Raw genomic sequence first — 24,825 nt, 5'->3', positions numbered from 1 at the left:
CAGTGGCGAAGGGCAGCGCGCGGCCTGTCTGGTACTCGGAGTGACATCGAAGTTGGTACCGCGCTGGTACCATTGTGGTATGAGCAAGCAGATCGCGGTACGGCTCCCGGACGACCTGGTCGAGTTCATCGACCGAGCCGTCGAACATGGAACGGCCACCAGCAGGGCCGCGCTCGTGGCACAGGCGGTTGAGCGGGAACGACGGCGAACGGTCGCCGCTCGTGATGCCGCCATCCTGAGCGGCCTGCACAACGATCACGATATGGATGAACTCGCGGAGTACGCCGCCCGTACTCCCATGAATGACCTGGATTGATGCGCCCGATCCACATCGCCAAGCTGGACAAGGCGCGCCCGGTGCTCGTCCTTACCCGGGAATTGGTGCGGCCCCATCTCACGCGGGTCAGCGTCGCGCCCATCACCAGCACGATTCGCGGCCTGTCCACCGAGGTGCCGGTTGACGGCGCGAACGGTCTCGACCACGACAGCGTCGTCAGTTGCGACAACATCGTCACCGTGCCCAAGAACGCACTCGGCCGCCATATCGGGTTTCTGCTGCCCGAGCAGGAAGCCCAGCTGGCCGAAGCGATTCGCGCCGCGTTCGACCTGGCCTGACACTCCCCGAAATCAGCGGCCGACGGCGTAGCCCTGCATGCCGCGGGCGTTCGCGGCGCCACGCAGGATGCCGGTGGCCCGATCGCGGGACACCGCGGACAGCCGGCCGAGGGCCCACGGACCGGCGTCCACCACCTCGTGCCCGCGTTCGCGCAGCTCCTCGATCGCCTCGGCGCCGAGCCGCGATTCCACGACCAGTTCTCGGGGTGTCCACGAGCGCGGGTAGAACGAGCTGGGGAAAGCCGTCGTGTGCCAGGCCGGGGAGTCGATGGCCTGCTGGAGGTTCAGCTCGTCGATCGTGTGCGCCAGCCAGAAGCACACCTGCCACTGGTCCTGCTGGTCACCGCCCGGAGTGCCGAACGCAATCGTCGGCTCCCCGCCACGCAGCGCCATCGAGGGCGACAGGGTGATCCTCGGCCGTTTCCCCGGCGCGAGCGAGTTGGGCAGGCCCTGTTCCAGCCAGAACATCTGGGCGCGGGAGTCGAGGCAGAAACCCAGCTCGGGGATCGTCGGGCTGGACTGCAGCCAGCCGCCGGAGGGCGTCGCGGAAATCATGTTGCCGAACGAGTCGACGATGTCGATGTGGACGGTGTCGCCCCTGGACGCTCCGGTGGGGCTGACGGTCGGCTCGCCGGTCGCGCCGGAACCGGAGCCGCCGCCGCGGGTCCGGGCGAGCACGTCCGGCAGCCGCGGCTGCCTGCCGCCGGGTGCCCCCGGTCGCAGCTCGGCGCTGGCCTGCGCGCCCACCAGCGCTCGCCTGGCCTCGGTGTACTCCGGGGAAAGCAGCAGGTCGAGCGGCACGTCGTCGCTGTCGCCGTACCAGGCCTCGCGGTCGGCGAAGGCCAGCTTCGTGACCTCGGTGGCCACGTGGACGGTGTGCGCCGTGGGGACGCCGTCGACGTACGACAACTCGTCGCGGAAGCCGTTCAGCATCAGCAACTGTTGCGCCAGTGCGGGCCCCTGGGTCCAGGCGCCACATTTGGCGAGGCTCCACTCGCCGAGGTCGGTGATCAGCGCGTCCTCGTAGGTCGCCTCCCAGTTCGCCAGGTCGTCCCCGGTGAGCAGGCCCGCGTGATCGCGGCCCGAGTCGTCCCGGAACGCCTTCCTGCTGAAGGCGTCGACCGCTTCGGCGACGAAGCCGTGCGACCAGGCCCTACGGGCGGCGTCGATCTGGGCCTCGCGGCCGCTCGCCGTCTCGGCCTCGGTCAGCAGACGCTGCCACGTGCGGGCCAACGTGCGGTTGCTGTGCAGGGAACCCGGCGCGGGCGGCTCGCCACCGGGCAGCCAGAGCTGGGCGGACGTGGGCCAGTGCCGGGCGAAGAGGTCGGCGACCGTGCCGATCGTGCTGGTGATCCGATCGACCACGGGGACGCCGTTCCAGGCATAGGAGATTGCGTAACCGAGGATGTCGCGCAAGCGCTTGGTGCCGTGGTCGCGCAGGAGCAGCAGCCAACCGTCCCACGCGCCGGGGACGGTTGCGGAGAGCAGGCCGCTGCCGGGAATCAGGTCGAGCCCGAGTCCGGCGAAGTGCTCCGGTGTCGCGGCCGAGGGTGCGGTTCCCTGACCACAGAGGACTCGAGGGGTACGGTCGGCTGCGGTCGCGAAGATCGCGGGGACCTGGCCCGCGGGTCCGTTCAGGTGCGGTTCGGCGACCTGCAGGACGAATCCGGCCGCGACCGCGGCGTCGAAGGCGTTGCCGTCGTCCTCGAGCACCGCCATGGCGGTGGCCGACGCGAGCCAGTGCGTGGACGCGACCATGCCGTGGGTGCCGGCGAGTTCCGGCCTCGTCGTGAACACGTCACCAGCGTAGGCGAAGACTTTCGTTTACCCAACTAACTTATTCGCCGGGCCCGCCCCTCGCACTTTCCCGGAAAAGTGCGAGGGGGCAAGCCCGCGACCTCGGACGAGAGTCTTAGGACCTGCACTTTCCCGGGAAAGTGCGGTAGTTGCGTACCCGGGGTATCGCACTTTCCCGGGAAAGTGCGAGATCGGAGACGGGGTCAGGCGGTGGTGAGGCGACGTTGGCGCCGCGGGCGACCGATGCCCTGCCAGGACAGGCCCGCGTCCAGAATCGCCCCGGGGTCGAGCAGGTTTCGGGTGTCCACCACGGCGTCGCCGGCCATCAGCTCACCGATGTGCGCCCAGTCCAGCCTCCGGAACTCCTGCCACTCGGTGAGTACGACGACGACGTCGGCGTCCTTCGCCACGCGGTAGGCGTCGTCGACGACGGTCATCCCCGGCAGCTCGCCGCCGACCGCGGGGTCGTAGGCCGTGACCTCCGCGCCGTGCGCGCACAGCACCGAGGCCACGGCCAGGGCGGGCGAGTCACGCAGGTCGTTCGTCCCGGCCTTGAAGGCGAGGCCCAGCAGGCCGATCCGGGCGGCGGAGAGGTTCCCGCCGACGGCACCGGCGATCTTGGAGATGATCCGGTCCCGCTGGAAGAGGTTCTCGTCCACCGCCGCCGACAGCAGGCCGAAGTCGAAGCGCACCGATTCGGCGATGTTCAGCAGCGCGCTGGTGTCCTTGGGCAGGCAGGACCCGCCCCAGCCCGGCCCTGGCCGGAGGAAGGACCGGCCGATCCGCCGGTCGTGGCCCATACCGTCGGTCACGGCGTCGATGTCGGCACCGAGGCGTTCGCACAGTTCGGCGATGGAGTTCACGTAGGACAGTTTTATCGCGAGGAAGCAGTTCGCGGCGTACTTGACCAGTTCCGCGCTCGCCGCGTCGGTGACCACTGTCGGTGCGGCCAGGTCCCGGTACAGCTCGGCCACCCAGCGGGCCGCGTCGAGGTCGTCCGAGCCGACGACGATCCGGTCGGGGCCGAGGAAGTCCGCGACCGCCGTCCCCTCCCGCAGGAACTCCGGGTTCGACACCACCGGCAGGTCGTCCCGGCGGAGCAGGTCCCGGATCCGTGCGGAGGTGCCCACGGGCACGGTCGACTTGGTGATCAGCGTGCATCCGGACGGCAGCCCGTCGCGGATCTCGGCGGCCACCGCCTCGACCGCACGCAGGTCGGCCGCGCCACCCGCACCCATCGGCGTCGGGACGCACAGGAACACTCCGTCCGCATCGGCGACGGCGTCGCGCGCACCGACCACGAACGAGAGTCTGCGGGAGGTCAGCCCCCGCGTGACGAGCTCGGCGAGGCCGGGCTCCATGATGTCCACTCGCCCGGCGGCGAGCCTGGCGATCTTGGCCTTGTCCACGTCGACGCAGGTCACCTGATGTCCGAGGCTGGCGAGGCACGCCCCGGTGGTGAGTCCTACGTATCCCGTCCCGACAACCACGATGCGAGCTGAGCTCATGCACAGAAAGTCCCAGCCGCAGTTGACCGCCCCGCAAACGGAAGAGGACCTGCCCACGTACTCCGCGCGACAGGTGAGGAGGCACACTCCCCGAGGGGGCGCGAACGGGCGTTAACCTGTCCGCAGACTGGGAACAGGAAGGACACCAAGAAAATGCAGATCAAGGACACCGCGGCCATCGTCACCGGGGGCGCATCCGGCCTGGGCGGCGCGACGGCGAAGGCACTGGCCGCCAAGGGCGCCAAGGTCTTCGGGCTCGACCTCGCCGCCTCCATCGAGAAGGCGGACCAGGTCGAGGGCGTGACCTACGTCGAGGCCGATGTGACCAGCGCCGAGCAGGTCCAGGCCGCGGTGGACCAGGCGGCTGGTGCGGACGTGCCGCTGCGCACGATCGTCAACTGCGCGGGCGTCGGCTGGGCGGGCCGCATCCTGTCCAAGAACGGCCCGCACGACCTGGAGCTGTTCCGCAAGGTGCTCGAGGTGAACCTGCTCGGCACGTTCAACGTGATGCGCCTCGGCGCGGAGGCGGTCGCCAAGACCGACCCGCTGACCGACGACGCTCGCGGCGTCGTGATCAACACCGCCTCGGTGGCCGCGTTCGACGGCCAGATCGGGCAGATCGCCTACTCCGCGTCCAAGGGTGGTGTCGCCGGGATGACCCTGCCCGCCGCGCGCGACCTGGCCAAGCACGGCATCCGCGTGATGACCATCGCCCCCGGCATCATCGACACCCCGATGCTGGCCGGTGTCGGCGAGGAGTTCCGCGCCGGCCTCGCCGCCGGTGTGCCGTTCCCGCAGCGCCTCGGCCGGCCGGACGAGTACGCGCAGCTCGCGGTGAACATCGTCGAGCACGACTACCTGAACGGTGAGGTCATCCGCCTCGACGGTTCGCTGCGGATGGCTCCGCGCTAGGGCACGCGCTAGTCGGAGGAGGGCCCGGACACCCCTGTTGTGTCCGGGCCGCCTGCTTTCCGCAGCCGCTGCGCCAGCACGTGGCAGCGCCGTCCGAGTTCCGGCGGGTCGAGCACCTCGAAGTCGTGCCCCAGCAGGAGCACGTGCATGAGCACGAAGTCGAGGTCAGCGGCGCCACTGAGCACCTCGCAGTGCTCACTCCCTCGCTCGCGCACGACGGCCGCCGATGCCGGAACCTGGGCGCGCACCGTGTCGGCCGGCGCTTGCACGAGGAAGCGCGCTTGGTGCTGGTATACCCGGCTCGCCACACCCTCCTGCACGTAGGTCGCGGCGTCGGGGGCGGTGCGCGGCTGGAAGCGCCAGGTCCGCGCTGTCACCTCGGTCATCCGATCGACGCGGAAGCTGCGCCAGTCGTCGCGGTCGAGGTCGTAGGCGAGCAGGTACCAGCGCCGGTCGGAGGCCACCAGGCGGTAGGGCTCGACCCGCCGCCGACGCACCTCGCCCCGTCCGGGGTAGTCGAAGCCGACCTCGACCTCGTCGCGGCAGGCTCTGGCCAGCGTCATGAGCACCTCGGGGTCGACCGGGGTACGACCTCCGCCGAAGGACTCCACCGAGGCGGAAAGCGCGCGCACCTCGTGCCGCAACCGGGTGGGCAGCACGCGGTCGAGCTTGGTCAGCGCCCGGAGTGCCGCATCGCCAGCGCCGTGCACCGCGCCACCCGCACCGGCGAGCAGCGAGACCGCGGTGGCGATCGCCTCGGCGTCGTCGAGCAGCAGCGGCGGCAGTTCCTGTCCCCGGCCGAGCTGGTAGCCGCCTCCGACACCCTGATCGGCGAACACCGGATAGCCCAGCGTGCGCAGCCGCTCGACATCCCGCCGCACCGTGCGCGGCGTGACCCCGAGCCGGTCGGCGAGCTCGGGGCCGGTCCAGACCCGGCGCTGCTGCAGCAGCCCGAGCAGGGTGAGCACGCGCTCCGTCGTACCGAGGTCGTCACCGCTTGCCACTCCCATGTCACCCACCCTGGCAGAAATAGCGGACCGATCCTGTCCGCCATGGGTGCCATGGTGACCACATGGACACGAACGAACTCGACTGGAACCGGTCGCTGCGCGAGCAGTGGGAGTTCCACTGGAACCAGCACGTCCGACGCCGGCTCGACGGCCTGACCGACGACGAGTACTTCTGGTCGCCTGTCCCGGACGCCTGGAGCCTGCGGCCGCGCGGCAGCTCGACCGCGCCCGTGCAGGCCGGTGCCGGGGACTTCACGATCGACTACGCGTTTCCCCCGCCGGACCCCGCGCCCTTCACCACGATCGCCTGGCGACTCGGCCACGTCATCGTCGGCGTGCTCGCCATGCGCAACGCGTCGCACTTCGGTGCGCCTGAGGCGTCGTACGAAACCTGGGAGTACGCGGGCAGCGCGGCCGCCGCACTCGACCAGCTCGAGACCCAGCTCGACGTCTGGCTGGCCGGGGTGCGCGGTCTCGGCGAGGCTGGTCTCCGGGTCCCGGTCGGCGAGAAGGAGCCCTACCCCGAGTTGACCATGGCCGACCTGGTGCTGCACATCCACCGCGAGCTGCTCCATCACCTGGCCGAGGTCTGCCTGCTACGCGACCTCTACCTGCACACGCAATCCACGACGAACGGAACAACACGATGAGCCGCGAAATCCAGGTCACCTTCGACGCCCGCGACCCGAGGGGGCTGTCGGCCTTCTGGCGCGAGGTACTGGGCTACGTCCACCCCGCCCCACCCGGGGTCGAGCTGGCCGAGGGCGCCGACGCCTTCGCCGCGTGGGACGAGTTCCTCGAGCGGATCGGCGTCCCCGAAGAGGAGCGGAATTCGGGATCGGCCGTCGAGGACCCCGACGGGAACGGCCCACGACTGTTCTTCCAGCAGGTGCCGGAGGACAAGGTCGCCAAGAACCGCGTCCACCTGGACGTCCGCGCGGCTCCCGGGCTGCAGGGCGACGAGCGGATGGCGGCGCTGGAGGCCGAGTGCGACCGGCTCGTCGCGCTGGGCGCGACTCGCGTGAGCCGCTTCGAGCCCGATCCCCCGATGAGCGGCGGCTTCATCGTGATGACCGACCCCGAGGGCAACGAGTTCTGCCTGGACTGATGCCCCCGGCCGGGCTACAGGTCTCCCATGTATGGGGCCTCGGTGATCGCAGGACCGCTCATCCACACCCGGAGCGCGTAGGTGGCCCGGACGTCGTCCTCGTTGTAGCGCAGCAGGCGCTCCCGCTGGACGGCGTCCGGCGCCGCCCCGTCCATCCCCACAGCGTCGCGGTACCAGCGCATCGAGGCCTCGCCGCCCGCTTCCGGGTCCCGCCAGCGGAACCCGGCGACCGGCGCGACGACCTTGAGCCCCTTGCCATGGGAGCAGAGGAACTGGTCGGACACGCTGCGGAAGAGGTCGACCCACTCGTCGGAGTCGACAAACTCCCGCACCTCGCCGGGTGCGGGAACCCCGTCCATCCCGGCGAACCGCTGCACCGAGCCGAACAGCCAGCGATTCTCCGCCATGGCGTTGTAGCAGTACGCGTGAAAGGTCAGACCTGCCGCGGCGGTCCGCCGCCGGACCTCGCGCAGCCAGGCCCAGAACTCGGCGAACGAACGTGCCTCATCGACCGTGGGCAACGGCTCCCAGGTGGCGAACGCCCGGTAGCCCTGCTCGATACCGATGTCCGCACCGGTGAGCAGGCAGCCCCACAGGTACGCGCCGGAATCGCCGAAGCTCTCCATGTCGATGTCGACCTCGACGTCCGCCCTCGGCACCGCGACCTCGTCGACCCTGCGCACCACTGTGAGGTCGGCGAGCCAGGCCCTCGCCAGCGCGACGGCGTCGGTGAACGTCGTCCCGGTCCACTGCACCGGCAACTCGTCGCTCGGCTCGAGCGCGGCCAGCTTGTCCACCGTGGACACGCCGACCCTGCGCAGCTCGACCGCGTCCTCACCGCGCACCACGAGGCTGACGTCCCGGGTCCGGGTCAGATCGGCATTGCAGGTCGGCCACCACGGGCAGCTGCGGCACTCGACGATCCTGGACGGTTCGGCAAGCGCCTCCCGCTGTTCGGCCGCCGCCATGGCCACGGCGTGACGGTCGGCGAAGCGGGCGTCGTACTCCGACATGGCGGTACGCCCGCCCGGCCATGTGGCGGCGTCCAGGTCGTGCCAGAGCACCACATCGGCGTCGAGACCGATCACCCCGCCCAGCGCGCGGCCGCCTTCCGCGTGTCCCGCGGCCTGCAACAGCCGCCGCAGGTGCGCCAGCCGCAGCTGGTCCCGCGGCTGGGACCGCACCTTGCGCTCGGGGTCGGCGCTCGCATGCTCGGGGTCGAGATCGGTCATGGGTGTGGTCCGGGCGCCGGAGCCCCGGTCGGTGATGCGGTGGCGCACCACTAGCACGGGCAGGTAGCCCTGCTCGGTGCGAACCAGCAGCTCCGACCCGCCCCTGCGGCCCGCGGCACGGTCGGCGGGCAGGAGCGCACCCCAGATGTACGGGACACCGTCGGCCAGCGCGGTGCGGGTGAGTTGCACCCGCTCACCCGCGGGCAGGTCACGGGGCACGGTGGCCCAGATCCTTGCGTTGTCGCTCTGGTCCCGCGCCGAGGCCGCGATCAGCCGCCGAGCGATGTCCGCGCGGTGTGTCGCAGCGTCGGCAATGCGCTGCTCGATGGACGGATCGGGCGGCCCAAGCTCGACCGCGCGCATGGCCGGATCGTGCTCGAGGTGCACCCTGCGCCTGCAGCGGGTGACCGCACCCGCGTCCAGCAGCACCTCGAAACTCATAGGTTCACTCTAAGAGCGGGCACCGACACCGGCCGACATGCCCGCCCCGAAGGCGACAGCCGACAGCGCTTGAATGGGTAACAGAGGTGGACGTTGTGAGGATTCTTGGCGATGCGGGGCCCCTGTGGGAAACGAGCAGGAGCATCAAGCAAGGGCAGAAGGCGTTGATGAGCAGGAACGCACGAGGCTGATGACTTCGCAGCTGGCCGGGCCATTGAACTAGCGTGCCGCCGACACCGGCCGACATGCCCGCCCGGAGGGCGACCAGTAGGTTCGGTCCGGACAACACCGGAGGTAGAGGCAGGTGACGACAGTGCGCTCACGAACCCGCGGTACCGGCAAGGCAGACAGGGCTGCTGCGAAGGCCGAGCAGAAGGCGGACAAGAAGGCACAAAAGGACGCCGTGAAAAAGGCCCGCAACGCCCTCGGTGTCGCCAAGGTCGTCGCGCCGGTCGTCATCCCGGCGGTGGCGCCGTTCGCGGTGCATGCGGCGGGCGCGGCCCGTGAGGCGTACGACCGCTACCAGGCGCGGAAGTTCGGTGTGGCGGTCGACCGGCTGCACGAGTTCACCGGAAGGGGCGCGGCACTGCACGCCCGGATCGCCGGTGTCTCCGACGGGCTGAGCGAGCTACGAGCCGCGGAGCGCGCAACCGCCGACGACCGGGAGTTCGCCGTGGACGGCCTGGCCACGCTGGAGCAGCTCGCGGCATCCGTGCGCGCCGCCGAGCGGATGCCGACGGCCCGCCGCAAGGCCGCGCACCGTGCGGTGGGGGCCGAACTCGACACGCTCGAGAACAACCTGCTGCACCGTCTGGGCCTTTAGCTGTGGTGAACGTTCCAGACCGCTAGAGCTTGCGCGCGCTGGTTCTGGCCAAATGCGTGGGGTCATGAAGTGGTGGTCAGTCGTGCGAGTGCGATGCCGCCGACGATCAGGGCGAGCGAAGCGAGGCGGGTCAACGTGACCGCGTCGCCTGCGATCACGACGCCGAGGGTGACCGCGCCGACGGCGCCGATGCCGGTGAACACGACGTAGGCGGTGCCGACGGGAATGGTGTTCATGGCCCAGGAGAGCAGGTAGACCGAGCTGATCATCAGGACGAGACACAGCACGGTAGGCAGGGGCCGGGTGAAGTTCTCAGTGGATTTGATACTGACCGCGAATCCGACTTCGAGGATCCCGGCGGCGATGAGGATAAGCCAGTTCATGACGTGGCCCGCCGTTCGGTGATGTCGGCGACGACTTCGGGCACGCGCGCGGTCGCCGCGGCGACGGACGCCTCGTGTGCATGTGCCAGGTGTTCGAGCGCGGGGTCGACGAGAGTGTTGACGAGCTCGGCGTTGATGAAGGTGACGTCGTCGACGCCGTAGTGGCCGTCGATGAAGTCGCGCAGGTAGCTCTCGTGGTGGTCGAACGCGAATCTGGGAGTATCGGGCTGGTAGGAGCCGCCACGGGCTCCGGCGATGACGAACGTGCGCGGCGCGAGGGACATCCTGGGGAAAGTCACCTGGTCAATCCATGCTTTCAGCGCCGCCGGGATCGAGAAGTTGTACATCGGGGCGCCGATCAGGATGGCGTCGGCGGCGAGCAGCTCGTCGAGCAGTGGTCGCACGATCGCCCAGGCGTCTTGCTGGGCGGGGGTGTGCACGACCGCCGGGTACTGGGCGGGGTCGGTGATCTGCTGCCGGAGCAGCTCGTCGCAGATCTCGGTCCAGCCTTGACCGATCGACGGCGTCGGTGTTGCGGCGAGGTCGCGATAGACGTACTGGCCGTCGGGCTGGGCGGATGTCCAGGCGTCGGCGAACGCGCGGCTCAGCTGCCGGGAGAACGAGTTCGCGCGAGCGCTGCTGTCGAGGTGCAACAAGTTCAACGGGGGCATGGCTGGTCTCCTAGGCTCCACTTAACTGGACGATGCGTCCACATAAGCCTAACCGGACGGTGGTCTCGGTTATTCCGGTAGTCTCAATCCCGTGGTCGCAGAACGGGCAGACGCCGCGCGCAATCGCCGCCGCGTGCTGGATGCCGCGATGACGTTGTTCGCCGAACACGGCGCCGCCAACGTGTCGATGGAGCAGATCGCCGCCAACGCCGGTGTCGGCAAGGCCACGCTGTATCGACGATTCCCGGATCGCGCCGCGATCGCGGAGGCGCTGCTGGACGAACACGAGCGCGCCCTACAGGACAAGCTCATCTCGGGAGCGCCACCATTGGGACCGGGCGCGGCGCCAGCGAAGCGCCTCGCGGCGTTCTACTCGGTCATGGTCGACCTGCTTGAACAGCACGGCCACCTCGTCCTGGGGGCAGAAGTCGGCCACTCCCGCTTCGACGTCGGCGCCTACCAGTTCTGGCGCGCACACGTGCTGACGCTCCTACGCGACGCGCACGTCGACCGTCCGGACGTCATGGTCGACCAGTTGCTCGCGCCGGTAGCGCCAGACGTGCACCGCTATCAGCGCGAAACCCTCGAACACACGCCCGCCGAGGTCAAAGGGGCGTTGACCGACCTGGCGCATCGCGTTCTCGGGTGAGTCAGATGCCGAACAAGCCACGGAAGGCTGACCCTGCGGGGTGATCGGGGGAACTCCTGACTCGGGGACCTTACGTGTCGGGAGTCGTGATGAAGCCCTGCTCGACCATCCAGTCACGGGCGACCTCACCCGGCTCCCTGCCGTCGACGTCCACCTGCTTGTTCAGCTCGATCAGCGTCTCGTTGTCCAGAGCGTCGGACACCGGCTGCAGCACGTCGGCGATCTGCGGGTGCGCGTCGAGGTACTCCTTGCGCACCGTGATCGCCGCGTTGTACTGCGGGAACGCCAGCTTGTCGTCCTCCATCACGCGCAGCCCGAGACCGGCGATCCGCCCGTCGGTGGTGAAGACCTCCCCGATCGGGCAGGTTCCGCCGTCGACGGCGGCATAGATGGCCCCGATGCCGAACTGCATCACCTGGGCGACCGGAAGGCCGTAGGTGTTCTCCGCGGCGGGGAAGCCGTCCTGCCTGCTGATGAACTCGGTTTCGAGGCAGTAGACGGCCTCCGCCGGGTTCTCCTTCAGGAAGGCGGCGAGGTCGCTCGTCGTCGCCAGGTCGTGCTGGGCCGCGTACTCCTCCGTGGTCGCGAGCCCGTACTGGTTGTTCAGCGGCGAGTAGTCCAGCCAGACGACACCGTTCTGCTCCAGGTCAGCCTTCCTGGTGGCCTCGTACTGCGCCTGCTCCCCGCCCGGCACCGGCTGTTCGTTGCCCAGGTAGTTGATCCAGCCCGTGCCTGTGTACTCCCACATCACGTCGACCTCGCCGCTCAGCAGCGCCTGCCGGGAACTGCTCGACCCCTTGATGTCGGTCAGGTCGGTGACATCGGCGCCCGCCGCCGAAAGGGCGAGTTCGGCCATGTAGCCGAGCAGGATCTGCTCGGTGAAGTCCTTCGAACCAACAGTGACGTCGACGCCCGCCAACTCGGGAACCGCCTGGATCGAGCCGGGTTCGACCTTGTAGGGCAGTGCGGCGTTGACGTCGAGTCCGCAGCCTGCCAGGGAGACGCCGAGCAGCGCGGTCCCCAGTGCGGCCTTGAGCCGGTGTTTCATCGCAGTCCCTTCGGTCCGAGGTACTGCTCCGCCACAGCGCCGAGCCAGTCGATGAGCAGCGCGAGACCCACGGCCAGTACCGCGCCGGTGACCAGCACCTTCGTCAGGGCGAGCTTGTATCCGGTGTCGATCAGCACGCCGAAGCCGCCCGCGTCCACGAAGTGGGCCAGCGTGGCCGTGCCGACCGCGAGCACCAGTGAGGTCCGCAGACCGGCCAGCATGAGTGGTACCGCCAGCGGGAACTCGACCCGCCAGAGCACTCCCGCACTGGACATGCCGACTCCGCGACCGGCGTCCACCAGCGCCGGATCGACCTGTCGCAAGCCCACCATGGTGTTGCGCAGCACCGGCAGCAGTGAGTAGAAGGCCAGCGGGATGGATGCCACCCACAACCCGGTCCAGCCGGTGAGCAGGAAGAACAGCACCAGCACACCGAGCGCGGGAGCCGCCTGGCCGATATTGGCGATGGCCAGGAAGACGGGGGCGAGGGCCTTGGCCCAGGGGCGGGTCAGCGCGATGCCCAGCGGCACCGCGATACCCACGACCATCGCGGTGACCACGATGGTGATCAACAGGTGTTCGCCGAGCAGTCGCAGCACCGAGGTGACGTTCAGCGTCTCCCGCTCCGTGGCGTTCAACTCACCGGCGAACGCCCAGATCAGCACCGCGCCGACGATCAGCAGCACCGCCGCGGGCTGGGCGACCAGCTTGATCCGCTCGGCCCGCTTCGAGCCGGATTCGGTGGAGAAGCCCTGCGTGTCGACCGTACTCATGAAGGCGCACCCTCGGCGTGCTCCTCGCGCAGCTGCGCGATGGTGTTGGTGACGGTCTGGATGTCGATCGTGCCGACGTACTCCCCGCGCGTTCCGGTGACCACCGCGTTGCCGCCCTCGACCAGGATCGCCTCCAGCGCGTCCTGCAGCGTGGACTGGGTGCTCACCGTGTCCCCGACCGGCCTTCCGGCGGTGACCAGCGAGTTCGCCTTGCCGAGGTTGCGGACGTGCACCCAGCGCAGCGGCCGCTTGCGCTGGTCGAGCACCAGCGCGTAGGTCTTGCGCCGCTCGGTCATCCGCTCGCGCAGCCCGGCGGGCGACTCGTCGAGACCCGCCGTGAGCACGTCGTCCGCCGAGTAGTCGACATCGCGCACCCGCAGCAGGGTGAGCTGTTTGAGGGAGGCGCCCGCGCCGACGAACCCGGCGACCGTGTCATCGGCCGGGTTGGCGAGGATCGCCTCCGGGGTGTCGTACTGCAGGATCGAGGAGCGGTCCCCGAGCACGGCGATCTTGTCGCCGAGCTTGACCGCCTCGTCGAAGTCGTGGGTGACGAAGACGATCGTCTTGCGCAGTTCCACCTGCAGCCGCAGCAGCTCGTCCTGCAGGTGCCCCCTGGTGATCGGGTCCACGGCACCGAAGGGCTCGTCCATCAGCAGCACCGGCGGGTCGGCGGCCAGCGCCCTGGCCACCCCCACCCGCTGCTGCTGACCACCGGAGAGCTGGCGAGGGAATCGGTCCCGGTACTCCGACGGCTCGAGACCGACGAGGTCCATCATCTCGTCCACCCGGTCGGCGATCTGCTTCTTGTCCCAGCCGAGCAGGCCGGGCACGACGGCGATGTTCTGTGCCACGGTGAAGTGCGGGAACAGTCCTGCCTGCTGGATCGCGTAGCCGATCTTGCGACGCAGCGTGTCCGGGTTCAGGCTCAGCGCGTCCTCACCACCGATGGTGATCTGCCCCGAGGTCGGCTCGATCAACCGGTTGATCATGCGCATCGTGGTCGTCTTGCCACAGCCGGAGGGGCCGACGAAGACGACGATCTTGCCTGCCGGAACCACCATGGAGAAGTCGTCCACCGCGGGCTCCTTGCTGCCCGGGTAGCGCTTCGTCACGTGCTCCAGCTGGATCTCGACGCCGGAAACTTGTTCAGTGTCGTTACTGGGTCCTGCATCGCCGTTACCGGGAAGTTCCGCGTTTTCAGACGCACTATCAGGCACTTACACACCCCTCGGGACAGTGAAACGGGCGATCAGGACATAGAGGCCGTCGACGAGCAGCGCGAGAATGACGACGCCGAGCGTGCCTGCGAGGGCTTCGTTGAGGGCGTTCGCACTACCGGCGCCGGTCAGTCCGGAGAACACCTCGGATCCGAGGCCCGGCCCCTTCGCGTATGCGGCGATCACCGCGATACCCATCAGCATCTGCGTGGCGACCCGCATTCCCGCGAGGATGGCCGGCCAGGCCAGCCGCAGCTCGACCCTGGTCAGCACGCCGAGGCGGTTCATGCCGATGCCCTTCGCCGCGTCGGAAACGGCCGGATCCACCCCGCCGAGTCCGACGATCGTGTTGCGCACGATCGGCAGCAGGGCGTAGAGCACCAGCGCGATCACGGTCGGCTCGACCCCGAGCCCCACGACCGGGATCAGCAGGCCGAACAGCGCGAACGAGGGAATCGTCAGGATCGTGCTGGCCAGGGCGGTGGCGATGGAGGATCCGAGCGGGCTGCGGTAGACCGCGATACCGATCAGGATCCCGATCACGGCGGCGATGATCGTGGACTGCACGACCACGCTGACATGCAGCCAACTCTGCAGGGACAGCCGGTCCCAGCGGTCGACCACGTACTCGAACAAATTCATGCGTCACCCATTCGGCGCAACAGTGCCAGCGGTGGACATACAGTTGCCCAAGATTGAATGATCAGCAACCCGTGTCCACGGTGTTACCGGCCACCCGGGCCCCGTTCGACGCTTCCCACCAGCGAAGATAACCATTTCGACAGGGTTCGCTGTCCTGGCCGCAGGGTTACCTGCGCCACCCTCCCGGCCGTCGTGCTCACGGACCGGGGTCGAATACCCTGGGTGGGTGATCACGGCCTTCCCTCCGCACCGCGCTCGACGCTCGCGTCCTGCGCGAACGGGGATCGCGGCGGCGCGCGGTGCGCTGCTCGCCGTCGCCTCGGCTGCGCTCGCGATCACCGCGCACGCGGTGGCCGACGGAGGGCTGCCGAACACGGCGCTGGTCCTGCTGCTGACCGTGCTGATCGGCTGGGTCTCGACCGCGCTGGCCGAGCAGACGCGCGGGCCCGTCGGCATCCTCGTGGTGCTCGGCTGTGCCCAACTGCTGACACACCTCGCGCTCAGCGAGCTGCTCGTCGGCCACGGCGCGCACGTCGCACCCACGTACGACGGCCTCGCCATGACCACGGCTCACGTCGTCGCCACCGTCCTCACCGCGTTGATCCTGGCACGCGCGGAGGTCGCGCTGCTCGCCGTGGCGGCGAGCGTGCGCCTGCTGCTGCCGATCCTGTGGCGACCGGCTCCGATCCCCGCCGCGGCGCCGCTGCCGACGATCACACTGCCACAGGGCAGCACCCTCGTGGTGTCGGTGCTGGTCCCGAAGGTGCTCGGTCTGCGCGGCCCACCGCTTCCCTCCTGATCCATACGCCTCATCCCCACGAGCCACCGGCTCGTCGAATCATCCTGATCAGGAGTTTCTTTCGCATGTCTAAAAACCGTCACATTCCCAGCCCACTGCGCGGCGCCGGACTACTGACCGCCGCACTCGGCACCGCAGGCCTGCTCACCCTGGGGCTACCGGGCCTCGCCTCCGCCCACGTCACCGCCAACGTCTACGGCGAGCAGCCCGCCAAGGGCGGGTACGGCGCCATCGTGCTGCGGGTGCCGAACGAGGAGCCCGACGCGGGCACCACCAAGGTCGAAGTGACCATTCCCCCTGAATACGCGCTCAGCTCGGTGCGCACGAAGCCGGTTCCCGGTTGGACCGCGGAGGTCACCAAGACGCAGTTGCCCGAACCGGTGCGCAACGGCCGGGACGCCGAGGTCAGCGAGGTGGCCACCAGCATCACCTGGACCGCGCAGGGGGAGAACAAGATCGCCGCGGGAACCACGGAGTATCAGGAGTTCGCCTTCACCGCGGGCCCCCTGCCGACCACGGTCAACACGCTCGTGCTGCCCGCCGCCCAGACCTACGAGGGCGGCAAGGTCGTGAACTGGGAGGATCCACCCCCTGCCGAGGGCGGCGAGGAGCCGGAGCACCCCGCGCCGACCGTCGCGCTGGCCGAAGCCGACCAGGACGGCCACGGCCACGGCGGAGCTACCGAGCAGGACGGCGAGGACACCGAGCACGCCGCGGCCTCCGCCGACGACGACACCGCCCGGTGGCTCGGCGGTGCCGGTCTCGCGGTCGGCGCGCTCGGCCTCGGCGTCGGTGCGGGTGCGCTGCTGCGTTCGCGGAAGACGACAGCTTCGACACCGAAGGTCGAGCAGTGAGTCGCACGCTGAGCCGGGGCGGAAGGCGCGGTTTCGCCACACTGGTCGCCGTCGCAATCACGATGTTCGCACTGCTGGCAGGCGCCGGTCCCGCGTCGGCGCACAACGTGCTGATCTCCTCGGATCCCGAGGACGGGGCGCAGCTGGACGCCGGTCCGGACCAGGTCACGCTGACCTTCGACCAGTACGTGCAGGACGCCGACGTCAACCAGGTGGCGGTGACCGGTCCGGACGGGGGCCAGTGGACCGAGGGACCGGTCGAGGTCCAGGAGAACGTGGTGACCGCACCACTGCGGCCGCTCGGCCCCGCGGGTGAGTACACGCTGGGCTTCCGGATTCTGTCGGCCGACGGGCACTCGGTGCAGGAGAAGATCCGGTTCACGCTCACCACAGCGGGAACCGGAACACCCGCGGCGGGCGCGAGCGCTTCGGCCGCGGGCGCCGATCCCGGGGCGGAGAACGCTGACCCCGGCAGCGCAGAAGGTGACACCGACTCCGGTGGCGTGCCTATCTGGGTGTGGATCGCGGCCGCGGTCGTTCTGCTCGGTGTCGGGCTGACATTGGCGCTCCGCATGGGACGGAACGCCGAGTGAGCCAGGCCGGGACCACCTCCGGCGTCCGCTACTCCATCGCGTTCGGCCTGGTCGGGGCGGCGATCATCGGTGCGCTCATCGGTGTCGCCCTCACCGCGACCGCGCCGATACCGGGAGTGGCGGACGTCAGCGAGGTGGTCTCGGCCGCCATCGGCATCAACCGGGTGCTGCTGAACCTGGCGGCTGTCGCCACGGTCGGGTTTTCGCTGCTGCCGGTACTGGTCGGCGGCGAGGGCCCCGGCCGGGCCGCACCCGTGCTGCTCCGGGCGCGGCAGGCGGCGCTGGTCAGCGCGGTGGTGTGGTCGGTGCTGGCCCTGGTCATGCTGATCCTGCAGACCGCGGAATTCCGGCCGCGGGCGAGCACGATCGGCGTCCTGGATGTGTGGGACTACGTCGTGACGGTCGGCGCGGGCAAGGCACTGCTGATCGTCGCGGCGCTCGCGCTGGCCCACGCCGTGCTCGGGACGGTCTCGCTGCGGCTCGGCGAGCGGGTTCCCGCCGAGCTGAGGATCGGGCTCGGTCTGTTCGCGCTACTGCCGCTCCCGGTCACCGGGCACGCGTCGAACTGGGCCTTTCGCGACTACACGATGATCTCCGTCGAACTGCACGTCATGAGCGCGGTGACCTGGACGGGCGGACTCGTCGCAATGGCGGTCCTGCTGCTCGGTAACCGCACACTGCTCGCCCGCGCGCTGCCCCGGTTCTCCAGGCTGGCGACGGTTTGCCTGGCGCTCACGGCGCTGACCGGCCTGTTCAACGGCATCGTGGAGATCGTGTTGAACCCGAAGGTGACGTTGTTCGCCGGGCTCCTCGGGACGCCGTACGGACTGCTGGTGCTGCTGAAGACCACCTGCGTCGTACTGATCGCGCTGTTCGGCGCGCACATCCGCTGGCGGTTGCTGCCCCGAATCGTCCGGCACCAGCGGACCGCACTGGCGACCTGGGCAACGCTCGAGGTGACCGTCATGGGGCTGGCGTTCGGTTTCGCGGCCGTACTGAGCCGTGCTCCCGTGTCGTGAATCACGCTCGTTCGGTGTGAAATGACCGTGAGTAGCTGCAAGTTGCACTTTTGGGGAACGACTACGTCAACCGGGGTGATTAGTCGGGCCGAATTAATAACCCTTCGAGAATGCGCGCACCACAAACGACGAACGGTCAGTTCTTGTCGCCGAACGTCACGGAAACCCGTCCCCGTGCGAGCACAGAGTCACCGGAAACGTGCCCAGCGTGTTCCAGTGCGTCCGGCGCGTAGGTCCTCCAGCCGCCTGCGCAACTCCGCACGGACTCCGGGATGGCTGCGCAGGATCGGCAGGACACTCGTTGTCAGCTTGAGTTCACGCGCTGCCCTGAGTACCGCATATCCGGCCCATTTCGTTACATCGAAGCCGTAGGCGTCGACCAGCATGCGGTAGCGGCCAGCCGGATCACCGAAGCGCTCCTGGCCTACCGCCAGCGGGGTCAGGTCCCATTCGGGAGGGCCGGCGCAGGAGGAGTCGAAATCGCAGAGCACGGGCCCGTCCGGGCCGACGATGACGTTGCCGGGATGTGCGTCGCCATGCACGAGCGCGGCCGGCAGTGCGAACTCGAGGCGGGAGATCGCCGCCTCCACCTCCACGCAGCGGTCGAGCAGGAAGCGGCGGTCCCCCGGATCGAGTTCCTCGGCGTCGGCCACCCGGTCCCGCACGTCGTCCAGTGGCGACCAGGAGACGATGCCGGCCGGAGGCGGCAGTGCGTGCACCTTGCGCAGCAAACGGGCCAGATCGGCAGCGGTGGGCGCGCGATCGGTGTGGCGCACCCTCCGCCAGAAGGTGACCAGGTGCTCGCCGACCTGGAGCGGCTGCTGCAGATCCGGCAGGAGTTCGATGGCAGGGACGCCGTGTTCGGCGAAGTACCTGGCAACGGTCACCGTCTTGTGCGCCCGGTAGCGCAGCTTCCTGGAGCCGACGATGCGCACCACCACGGGCTCGGCGGCCAGTGCGTAAACGGCGTTGTTGGTGAACCTCAGCAGGGTGGCGCCGCGCGCGTCCAATCCGACCATCGCACAGGCCTGCTCCAGCGCGTAGTCCAGTTTCTCCCTGGTGAAGCGGCCATCTGGGACCGATTCGGCGATTACTGCCCCCCGGCGAAGTCCGCGCGCTATGCGGCGAAGATCGCGTTGATCCGGTCGACGAGATCGCGCGCGTCAGGGTTGTTGCGCCTGCGATCCGCCTCTTCCCGCATCGGCTCCATCCGGTCCTTGACCCGGACCGACTTGAGTCCTTCCGCACTGTCCAGCGCCTTGCCACCGACCTTCGCGCCGTGGTCGATGTCGCCCTCGAGCAGGTGGTTGGTGGCCAGTGCGCTGAGGTTGAACGTCTTGCTGCGCGCCATGTCGTCGCCATAGGCGTCAACAGCCCTGGTCAGCGCCGGAATCGCGTACTTCGTGTGCCGGACGTCCACCTTCTGGGCGAGCACGGTGTGCACCGTGCCGACCATGGCATGCACGTCGGTCTCGTTGAAGAACCGCACCCAGGACTCGGCGTTGGCCAGGTCCGCGCGGGCGAACTCGTCCTTGGCCCGGCCGAGGAGTTTCACGGCCTGCTCGTCGTTCTCCATCATCGCGTAGGCCCAGGCCTCGTTGGCGCAGAGCACCGCCACCGCCAGTTCGGACCCGGACTCCTGCGCGGCGATCTGCCCCAGCTGGAACAACTTGAGGGCGTCGTTCGGGGCCTCCTGGTGCAGGTACACCCGGCCCATCCGGTAGAGCACGTTCGCGACGAGCGGGTGGTTGTCGCCCTGCTTGGCGAGGTCGAGGGCATTGGCGAAGTGGCCACGTGCGGAGTCGAAGAGTCCGGTGTCGAACGAGGTCCAGCCGGCCAGGCTGTGCAGGTCGGCCAGTGCCACGTACAACCGGGACTTCACGAGTTCAGCACCGTTGGCTTGCAGCATCTGCTGCCCCCAGGACAACTGGGCCACCACCGCGTCGCGGCAGAACCCCCCGCCGTACTGGTAGTCGAGAGCGCGCAGCGCCCGGGTCGCTGCTTCCACCTGCCGGACGTCGGTCATCCCGATACGTCCCGGCGCGGGCGTCCTCGCCGGACTCGCCGCCCAGGCCTCGGAGCTCGGCCCGAAGACCGCTGCTCCCATCGTCACCTGGGCGGCGTGCGCGAGGAACTTCCGCCGTTTCACCGACTCGTCCTCCTCAGCCTGCTGATCGTCGGCAGCACCGACGACCTGAACCGCCGTGGCCTCGTCGTAGGCGAGGCCCATGAATCCTCTGGGCACGCCAAGGCCGTCGGCGATCCTGGCGAGCACGTCGTACGCCATGACCTGACGACCCTTGAGGATCTCCGACACCTCGGACTGTGACTGACCGGTCATCGCGGCGATCTGGCGCTGCGAGATCCCGTGCTTGCGCAACAGTCGGTAGACCGAACTGATGTCCCGGGCAGCAAGGGCGTCCCGCATCTCCCGGTCGTCCCATGCGTCCCGTTTCACAGGGCTGACCTGGCGGTCAGCACTCGCGGCGTGGTGATCCATGTGCGCACCCTCACAGTCCCTTGGGCGTCTTCAGCAGAGTAGGCATGCCTATTCAACCGCGCGAAACCCGTTTTGTTGAGTCTGATCGGCCCGGCAGAACTTCACCGACCGCTTAACGTGGAACCAGGTCCGGTCGCCGCTATGACGCGCGCCGGACCTTCTTTCGGCGTTGGTTTCGTCGCAATGTAGTTCCTAGTTCTCCGTGAGCGACTCAATACGGACCGCGATCACGGAGAGCGACGAAGGTAAGGGCGCATGACCCGAGAGCGGAAGGAGCCGTGAAGTTCGTGGACTCGATCACAGTCGGACGTACCGCGACCGTCGCGAGATCCGTACTTGCAACGGAGGGCTCTCGGGTGAACGGAACGAACGGACACACCGCACGCCCCGCGCTGGGGGGACAGTCCACCGCCATCTCCGACCCGCGTGCGTCGCATGTGCGCCGGCACGAGAAGGGACAGCCGGTGTGGCGGATCCAGTGCGGCGACCTGATCAGCAGGGAGCGCTGTGTGACGGTGTTCGTCGACCAGAACGAGGTGGTCCTGGTTGGGCCGCCCGGCGAGACAGCGCGATTGACCTCAGGCCAGCTCGGCGAACTCAGGGCCGCGCTCAACGAAGCCGCCAAACTGGCGGAAAGGTAACGGTGAGTTCCAGGTGGACGAGATCCTCGGGCAGGTTCTCCGCAATGCGGTGTGGGAACGCCTCGACATGCTCTCCGAACTAGCTCAACGTGCTGACGCACCGTCACTGGTGTCCGTCGCCCGCTCCGAGTTGCCTCGGCTGACCGAGGGGTGGCGGGCGATGCTGCGGGCACACGAGCCGGACGAGCGCGGCGACTGTCCGACCTGTTCCACACGCTGGCACCGGTGCAAGGCGCCGTGCTCGGTGTGGCAGGTCGCCCACGAACACCTCGTAGCGGGTGGTCTGGCACCACAGCAGGACGCGCGAAAGCAGAGCCGCAGGCGTACCCCCGCCCCGACTGCGGTTCATTCGCGCACGCCAGAACCACAACCCCAGGGACGGCACGCGATGACGGCACCCCGCCACGCCATCACTGTCGCCCCTGTGCAGTAACTCCCCGGACGGCGAGCTCGGCAGGCCGACTTCCCCCGACCCAGGCCGACGTCGAGCTCTCGCCACCAGCTGGCGGTTGGCTCATCCGTACCCCCGAGCGCGATGAGCCAACCGCCAGATCCCCCACCGCAGTAAGACTCGATTAATCGAGAAAACCTCCATCAAACGCTAGCGGGGGCATCAATCCGCGGCTATCTTGATGATCACGACCGCTGGGCGGACAACTGCAAAACGCAACTTGTGGTTTTCCGCCACAAGGCGGCCCCGGAACTCCGCGGGCCGGTGCCGTTGCACTCCCCCTCCCCCGACCGGCACCGGCCCGCGGTCCCCCGTTGTCAGGCGCAGCCGCGTCGCGAAGTCACCGCGGGCCCTGCACGCCGAGCGGAGCGAGGCCGATCCCACACAGCCCGCGGTCCCCCGTTGTCAGGCGCAGCCGCGTCGCGAAGTTCCCCAATGTGGCATTGGGGACGTTCAACGAACGGTGCGCACCCGGGTGATCAGGACGCCCGCGGCGAGGGTGACCACTGCCGAAACGGCGTAGAGGCTGCGGTAGCCGCCGAGGTTGGCCAGGACCACCGTGGCGACCAACGGCGCGATGACCTGCGGCAGCGAGTTCGAGATGTTGACGATTCCCAGATCCTTGGCCCTGGCTGACGCGGCCGGCAGCACCTGGGTGAGCAGCGCCAGCCCGACCGAGGCGTAGACGCCGAAGCCGAGTCCGAGCGTCAGCGCGGCGACCATCGTCACGGCCCAGGTCTGCCAGATCACCAGCAGGACGGACGCACCGCCCATCAGCAGGACCGCGACGACCACATACGGCTTGCGGCGGCCGGAGCGATCCGACAACGCCCCCGTGACCACCGCTCCTACCAGCACGGCCGAGGCGTACAGGCTCATCGCGATCAACAGCCCCGCGTCCGGGTCGGGCAGGCGCACCACATCCGTCAGAAAGAACAGCAGGTACATCACGCCGAGCGCGTTGCCGACCTGGACGCAGAAGTGACCGGCCCAGGCCCAGGCGAAGTCGGGATGGCGGCGGGGCGACACCCAGATCCCGCGGAGCGCGGCACCGAGAGACTCGCTGGGGGCGATCGCGCGCGGCAGCACCGTGTCCGGGGTGCGGACGACGAACAACAGCGCGCCGACGATCACCGCCACGCCGCAGGCGAGGTACCCGCCGCCGAGCCCGGCGATCAGCATGGTGACGACCACCGTGCCCGCGAGTGTGCCGATGATCTGGGTGATGCCGACGATTCCCGCCACCCGGGCACGCTGCAACACCGGAACCCGGTCTGGCAGAGCCGCGGTGAGTGCCGCGAGTGTCGCGTTCAGCCCCGCCTGCACCATGCACCAGCCCAGCGTCATGACCACGACGTCGCCCGCGTTCGCCAGCACGAAGAACCCGACGGAACTGGCCAGCGCTCCGCCGATCGTCCAGGGATGACGACGACCGAAACGCGAGGTGGTGCGGTCGGAGGCCATCCCGGCGATCGGGGTGACGGCGGCGGACACGAGTGCGCCGATTCCGGTGACGACGCCGAAGACCAGTTCCTTGTCGGCGGCGTCGAGCAGCGCGGCCTGTTTGGGCAGCAGCACCTGGATGGGGGTGATCAGCGCGAACCAGAGTCCGACGTTGGCCACGAACAGCAGGCATATCCAATTGGGTCGCACCGGCGAAACAGGTTCGGCGTCCGGATCGGCGACCGGAACCGCAGCCGTAGGTTCAGCCACCGTCGCGTACCAGTCGGCGGTACCAGTCGAAGGAGTCCTTCGGCGTGCGCCGCTGGGTCGCGTAATCGATGTGGACCAGGCCGAAGCGTGGGGCGTACCCCTTCGACCATTCGAAGTTGTCCATCAGAGACCAGACGAAGTAGCCCCGCACGTCCACGCCGTCGTCCATGGCGAAGCGTAACGCGCGCAGGTGGCCAGCCAGGAACTCGACACGATCGGGGTCGTGCACGTGACCGTCGTCAGCCACCTCGTCGGCGGTGCTGCATCCGTTCTCGGTGATGTAGATCGGCGGCAGGGCCGCGGCGTAGCGCTCGTGCATCGACACCAGCAGTTCGCGCAGGGCGTGCGGCACCACAGGCGAGTCGTTCGTCGTCATCGGGTAACCCTCGACCGGGCGGAGTTCGAACGGCAGCGGGTTTCCCGGCCCAGGGGCGGAAACGCCCTGTGGCTCGTAGTAGTTCACGCCGTAGAAGTCGAGTTCTTCACTGATGACCGGTAGATCGTCCGCATACCGTTCCGGCAGATGCGGTTCCATTTCGGGCGGATAGGTCCCGAGCAGCACCGGATCCGCGTAGAGCCGGTTGATCAGGGCGTCCAACCAGCTGGCGGCACCACGGTCGTCCGCACTGTCACCTGTTGTCCACACCGGACTGTGGTTGTTCGCGGTACCGATGCTGCCTGCTCCGGCCGCGCGCAACGCGCGCACGGCAAGACCGTGTGCGACGTTCTGGTGGTGCGCCGTGGGGATCGCGTCAAGCAACAGGGTTTTGCCCGGTGCGTACTCCCCGATGGCGTAGCCGTAGATCGACGTCACCATCGGTTCGTTGAGCGGAATCCACATGTGCACACGGTCTGCGAACCGCTCGCCGACGATCGACGCGTACTCCGCGAACCGTTCGGCGGTGTCTCGGACCAGCCAGCCTCCTGCGTCTTCGAGCGGCTGCGGAGTGTCCCAGTGATAGAGGGTCCCGACGGGAGCGATCTCCGCCTCGCAGATCGCGTCGATCAGCCGGTCGTAGAAATCGAGCCCCTCGGCGTTCGGGGCGCCCTTGCCGTCCGGCTGGATCCTGGGCCAAGCGAAGGACATCCGGTAGGCATCCACGCCCAACTCGGCCAGCAGCGCGACGTCCTCCTGGTACCGGTGATAGTGATCGGCGGCGACGTCCGCGTGCTCGCCGCGGGCGACCTTGCCCGGGGTGGCGGCAAAAGTGTCCCAAACGGAGGTACCCCGGCCCCCTTCCCGCGTGGCGCCCTCGATCTGGAAGGCGGACGTGGAGACGCCCCACAGAAACTCGTGGGGAAATGTCGATCTGTCCACGGGCTGCGCACCTTCCGTCGCCGACAGTTTCCAGCAATATGAAAAGTATTCATATGCTAGCCGTTCCCTCGACCGGAGGGAAGTGGACAGACGCGCTAAAGTCGCTGA

27 protein-coding genes are annotated in these 24,825 nt (G+C 68.8%); 13 read left to right on the top strand and 14 right to left on the bottom strand.

Annotation, left to right across the window (positions count from 1 at the left end; all coding sequences use genetic code 11):
- Positions 1 to 79 precede the first annotated feature (79 nt).
- Together BM199_RS03440 and BM199_RS03435 are read left to right on the top strand one after the other, a co-directional pair.
- Complete coding sequence (locus BM199_RS03440; protein ID WP_091669149.1) at positions 80 to 316, top strand: YlcI/YnfO family protein; 237 nt, start codon at positions 80 to 82, stop codon at positions 314 to 316.
- Positions 316 to 615, top strand: coding sequence for a type II toxin-antitoxin system PemK/MazF family toxin (locus tag BM199_RS03435; RefSeq protein ID WP_091669147.1), 300 nt, complete (start codon positions 316 to 318; stop codon positions 613 to 615). The genes BM199_RS03440 and BM199_RS03435 overlap by 1 nt, the downstream gene beginning before the upstream one ends.
- Before the next feature lie 12 nt (positions 616 to 627).
- Here BM199_RS03435 and BM199_RS03430 read toward each other — a convergent pair whose 3' ends face one another.
- The gene (locus BM199_RS03430) at positions 628 to 2,412 is read right to left on the bottom strand and encodes a gamma-glutamyltransferase family protein (protein ID WP_091669144.1); all 1,785 of its coding nucleotides are present in this window, start codon (positions 2,410 to 2,412) and stop codon (positions 628 to 630) included.
- Positions 2,413 to 2,615: 203 nt separating this feature from the next.
- Entirely contained in the window at positions 2,616 to 3,920 is a 1,305-nt protein-coding gene (locus BM199_RS03425; protein ID WP_091669141.1) for a UDP-glucose dehydrogenase family protein, read from the bottom strand.
- Between the two features lie 153 nt (positions 3,921 to 4,073).
- Between BM199_RS03425 and BM199_RS03420 the strand changes: the two genes are divergently transcribed.
- Positions 4,074 to 4,832, top strand: coding sequence for an SDR family NAD(P)-dependent oxidoreductase (locus BM199_RS03420; RefSeq protein WP_091669139.1), 759 nt, complete (start codon positions 4,074 to 4,076; stop codon positions 4,830 to 4,832).
- Between the two features lie 8 nt (positions 4,833 to 4,840).
- Here the strand turns inward: BM199_RS03420 and BM199_RS03415 are convergent, their stop codons facing one another.
- A complete protein-coding gene (locus tag BM199_RS03415) occupies positions 4,841 to 5,842 on the bottom strand; it encodes a helix-turn-helix transcriptional regulator (protein ID WP_091669136.1) in 1,002 nt (333 codons plus the stop codon).
- A gap of 62 nt (positions 5,843 to 5,904) precedes the next feature.
- Between BM199_RS03415 and BM199_RS03410 the strand changes: the two genes are divergently transcribed.
- Both BM199_RS03410 and BM199_RS03405 read left to right on the top strand, forming a co-directional pair.
- Positions 5,905 to 6,492, top strand: a complete 588-nt coding sequence (locus tag BM199_RS03410; protein WP_091669133.1) for a DinB family protein — start codon at positions 5,905 to 5,907, stop codon at positions 6,490 to 6,492.
- Positions 6,489 to 6,950, top strand: coding sequence for a VOC family protein (locus tag BM199_RS03405; RefSeq protein WP_091669131.1), 462 nt, complete (start codon positions 6,489 to 6,491; stop codon positions 6,948 to 6,950). Before BM199_RS03410 ends, BM199_RS03405 begins: the two co-directional genes overlap by 4 nt.
- Positions 6,951 to 6,964: 14 nt before the next feature.
- On the opposite strand, the gene BM199_RS03400 is transcribed toward BM199_RS03405, so the two are convergent.
- A complete protein-coding gene (locus tag BM199_RS03400; RefSeq protein ID WP_091669128.1) occupies positions 6,965 to 8,623 on the bottom strand; it encodes a TM0106 family RecB-like putative nuclease in 1,659 nt (552 codons plus the stop codon).
- 313 nt (positions 8,624 to 8,936) lie between these two features.
- Between BM199_RS03400 and BM199_RS03395 the strand changes: the two genes are divergently transcribed.
- Positions 8,937 to 9,446 carry a DUF6474 family protein gene (locus tag BM199_RS03395; RefSeq protein ID WP_245788105.1) on the top strand — a complete coding sequence of 170 codons (510 nt, stop codon included), beginning with the start codon at positions 8,937 to 8,939 and terminating at the stop codon, positions 9,444 to 9,446.
- Between the two features lie 62 nt (positions 9,447 to 9,508).
- Here BM199_RS03395 and BM199_RS03390 read toward each other — a convergent pair whose 3' ends face one another.
- Together BM199_RS03390 and BM199_RS03385 are read right to left on the bottom strand one after the other, a co-directional pair.
- Positions 9,509 to 9,829 carry a DMT family transporter gene (locus tag BM199_RS03390; RefSeq protein WP_091669125.1) on the bottom strand — a complete coding sequence of 107 codons (321 nt, stop codon included), beginning with the start codon at positions 9,827 to 9,829 and terminating at the stop codon, positions 9,509 to 9,511.
- Complete coding sequence (locus BM199_RS03385; RefSeq protein WP_091669122.1) at positions 9,826 to 10,500, bottom strand: FMN-dependent NADH-azoreductase; 675 nt, start codon at positions 10,498 to 10,500, stop codon at positions 9,826 to 9,828. Before BM199_RS03385 ends, BM199_RS03390 begins: the two co-directional genes overlap by 4 nt.
- 91 nt (positions 10,501 to 10,591) lie before the next feature.
- Here BM199_RS03385 and BM199_RS03380 point away from each other — a divergent pair, with 91 nt between their 5' ends.
- Entirely contained in the window at positions 10,592 to 11,149 is a 558-nt protein-coding gene (locus BM199_RS03380; protein WP_342741689.1) for a TetR/AcrR family transcriptional regulator, read from the top strand.
- A gap of 70 nt (positions 11,150 to 11,219) precedes the next feature.
- On the opposite strand, the gene BM199_RS03375 is transcribed toward BM199_RS03380, so the two are convergent.
- The 4 genes from BM199_RS03375 to BM199_RS03360 all read right to left on the bottom strand — a co-directional run bounded on the left by BM199_RS03375 (position 11,220) and on the right by BM199_RS03360 (position 14,829).
- Positions 11,220 to 12,197, bottom strand: a complete 978-nt coding sequence (locus BM199_RS03375; protein ID WP_091669119.1) for a glycine betaine ABC transporter substrate-binding protein — start codon at positions 12,195 to 12,197, stop codon at positions 11,220 to 11,222.
- Positions 12,194 to 12,970, bottom strand: a complete 777-nt coding sequence (locus BM199_RS03370; protein ID WP_091669116.1) for an ABC transporter permease — start codon at positions 12,968 to 12,970, stop codon at positions 12,194 to 12,196. Before BM199_RS03370 ends, BM199_RS03375 begins: the two co-directional genes overlap by 4 nt.
- Positions 12,967 to 14,082 (bottom strand): ABC transporter ATP-binding protein, encoded by a 1,116-nt coding sequence (locus BM199_RS03365; RefSeq protein ID WP_245788104.1) that lies wholly within the window; start codon positions 14,080 to 14,082, stop codon positions 12,967 to 12,969. The genes BM199_RS03370 and BM199_RS03365 overlap by 4 nt, the downstream gene beginning before the upstream one ends.
- A 105-nt stretch (positions 14,083 to 14,187) precedes the next feature.
- A complete protein-coding gene (locus BM199_RS03360; protein ID WP_091669112.1) occupies positions 14,188 to 14,829 on the bottom strand; it encodes an ABC transporter permease in 642 nt (213 codons plus the stop codon).
- A 226-nt stretch (positions 14,830 to 15,055) separates the two neighbouring features.
- On the opposite strand from BM199_RS03360, the gene BM199_RS03355 reads away from it, so the two are divergent.
- The 4 genes from BM199_RS03355 to BM199_RS03340 all read left to right on the top strand — a co-directional run bounded on the left by BM199_RS03355 (position 15,056) and on the right by BM199_RS03340 (position 18,094).
- Positions 15,056 to 15,628, top strand: coding sequence for a hypothetical protein (locus BM199_RS03355; protein ID WP_245788103.1), 573 nt, complete (start codon positions 15,056 to 15,058; stop codon positions 15,626 to 15,628).
- Between the two features lie 65 nt (positions 15,629 to 15,693).
- Positions 15,694 to 16,482 (top strand): YcnI family copper-binding membrane protein, encoded by a 789-nt coding sequence (locus BM199_RS03350; protein WP_091669109.1) that lies wholly within the window; start codon positions 15,694 to 15,696, stop codon positions 16,480 to 16,482.
- Between the two features lie 62 nt (positions 16,483 to 16,544).
- Positions 16,545 to 17,075 carry a copper resistance CopC family protein gene (locus tag BM199_RS03345; RefSeq protein WP_091669779.1) on the top strand — a complete coding sequence of 177 codons (531 nt, stop codon included), beginning with the start codon at positions 16,545 to 16,547 and terminating at the stop codon, positions 17,073 to 17,075.
- Complete coding sequence (locus BM199_RS03340) at positions 17,072 to 18,094, top strand: copper resistance D family protein (protein ID WP_091669106.1); 1,023 nt, start codon at positions 17,072 to 17,074, stop codon at positions 18,092 to 18,094. The genes BM199_RS03345 and BM199_RS03340 overlap by 4 nt, the downstream gene beginning before the upstream one ends.
- Positions 18,095 to 18,282: 188 nt before the next feature.
- Here BM199_RS03340 and BM199_RS03335 read toward each other — a convergent pair whose 3' ends face one another.
- On the bottom strand, positions 18,283 to 19,113 hold the full coding sequence (locus BM199_RS03335; protein ID WP_091669103.1) for a phosphotransferase family protein: 831 nt from the start codon (positions 19,111 to 19,113) through the stop codon (positions 18,283 to 18,285).
- A gap of 98 nt (positions 19,114 to 19,211) precedes the next feature.
- Positions 19,212 to 20,594 (bottom strand): helix-turn-helix transcriptional regulator, encoded by a 1,383-nt coding sequence (locus BM199_RS03330; protein ID WP_091669101.1) that lies wholly within the window; start codon positions 20,592 to 20,594, stop codon positions 19,212 to 19,214.
- 278 nt (positions 20,595 to 20,872) lie between these two features.
- On the opposite strand from BM199_RS03330, the gene BM199_RS03325 reads away from it, so the two are divergent.
- On the top strand, positions 20,873 to 21,235 hold the full coding sequence (locus BM199_RS03325) for a hypothetical protein (protein WP_091669098.1): 363 nt from the start codon (positions 20,873 to 20,875) through the stop codon (positions 21,233 to 21,235).
- 13 nt (positions 21,236 to 21,248) lie between these two features.
- Complete coding sequence (locus tag BM199_RS03320; protein ID WP_091669095.1) at positions 21,249 to 21,668, top strand: hypothetical protein; 420 nt, start codon at positions 21,249 to 21,251, stop codon at positions 21,666 to 21,668.
- A 471-nt stretch (positions 21,669 to 22,139) separates the two neighbouring features.
- On the opposite strand, the gene BM199_RS03315 is transcribed toward BM199_RS03320, so the two are convergent.
- Positions 22,140 to 23,399: an MFS transporter gene (locus BM199_RS03315; protein ID WP_091669093.1), complete on the bottom strand. Its 1,260-nt coding sequence runs from the start codon at positions 23,397 to 23,399 to the stop codon at positions 22,140 to 22,142.
- Complete coding sequence (locus tag BM199_RS03310) at positions 23,392 to 24,717, bottom strand: GH1 family beta-glucosidase (RefSeq protein ID WP_091669090.1); 1,326 nt, start codon at positions 24,715 to 24,717, stop codon at positions 23,392 to 23,394. The genes BM199_RS03315 and BM199_RS03310 overlap by 8 nt, the downstream gene beginning before the upstream one ends.
- Between the last annotated feature and the right edge of the window lie 108 nt (positions 24,718 to 24,825).

Source organism: Amycolatopsis marina (assembly GCF_900111885.1).
GTDB lineage: Bacteria > Actinomycetota > Actinomycetes > Mycobacteriales > Pseudonocardiaceae > Amycolatopsis > Amycolatopsis marina.
The sequence above is the reverse complement of the archived record's forward strand: the minus strand, read 5'-3'. Positions and strand labels throughout refer to the sequence as shown.

Coding starts and splice junctions, on each gene's coding strand:
- BM199_RS03440 (WP_091669149.1), top strand. CDS start 80: ATGAGCAAGCAGATCGCGGTACGGCTCCCGGACGACCTGGTCGAGTTC.
- BM199_RS03435 (WP_091669147.1), top strand. CDS start 316: ATGCGCCCGATCCACATCGCCAAGCTGGACAAGGCGCGCCCGGTGCTC.
- BM199_RS03425 (WP_091669141.1), bottom strand. CDS start 3,920: ATGAGCTCAGCTCGCATCGTGGTTGTCGGGACGGGATACGTAGGACTC.
- BM199_RS03420 (WP_091669139.1), top strand. CDS start 4,074: ATGCAGATCAAGGACACCGCGGCCATCGTCACCGGGGGCGCATCCGGC.
- BM199_RS03415 (WP_091669136.1), bottom strand. CDS start 5,842: ATGGGAGTGGCAAGCGGTGACGACCTCGGTACGACGGAGCGCGTGCTC.
- BM199_RS03410 (WP_091669133.1), top strand. CDS start 5,905: ATGGACACGAACGAACTCGACTGGAACCGGTCGCTGCGCGAGCAGTGG.
- BM199_RS03405 (WP_091669131.1), top strand. CDS start 6,489: ATGAGCCGCGAAATCCAGGTCACCTTCGACGCCCGCGACCCGAGGGGG.
- BM199_RS03400 (WP_091669128.1), bottom strand. CDS start 8,623: ATGAGTTTCGAGGTGCTGCTGGACGCGGGTGCGGTCACCCGCTGCAGG.
- BM199_RS03390 (WP_091669125.1), bottom strand. CDS start 9,829: ATGAACTGGCTTATCCTCATCGCCGCCGGGATCCTCGAAGTCGGATTC.
- BM199_RS03385 (WP_091669122.1), bottom strand. CDS start 10,500: ATGCCCCCGTTGAACTTGTTGCACCTCGACAGCAGCGCTCGCGCGAAC.
- BM199_RS03375 (WP_091669119.1), bottom strand. CDS start 12,197: ATGAAACACCGGCTCAAGGCCGCACTGGGGACCGCGCTGCTCGGCGTC.
- BM199_RS03370 (WP_091669116.1), bottom strand. CDS start 12,970: ATGAGTACGGTCGACACGCAGGGCTTCTCCACCGAATCCGGCTCGAAG.
- BM199_RS03360 (WP_091669112.1), bottom strand. CDS start 14,829: ATGAATTTGTTCGAGTACGTGGTCGACCGCTGGGACCGGCTGTCCCTG.
- BM199_RS03350 (WP_091669109.1), top strand. CDS start 15,694: ATGTCTAAAAACCGTCACATTCCCAGCCCACTGCGCGGCGCCGGACTA.
- BM199_RS03345 (WP_091669779.1), top strand. CDS start 16,545: ATGTTCGCACTGCTGGCAGGCGCCGGTCCCGCGTCGGCGCACAACGTG.
- BM199_RS03335 (WP_091669103.1), bottom strand. CDS start 19,113: ATGGTCGGATTGGACGCGCGCGGCGCCACCCTGCTGAGGTTCACCAAC.
- BM199_RS03330 (WP_091669101.1), bottom strand. CDS start 20,594: ATGGATCACCACGCCGCGAGTGCTGACCGCCAGGTCAGCCCTGTGAAA.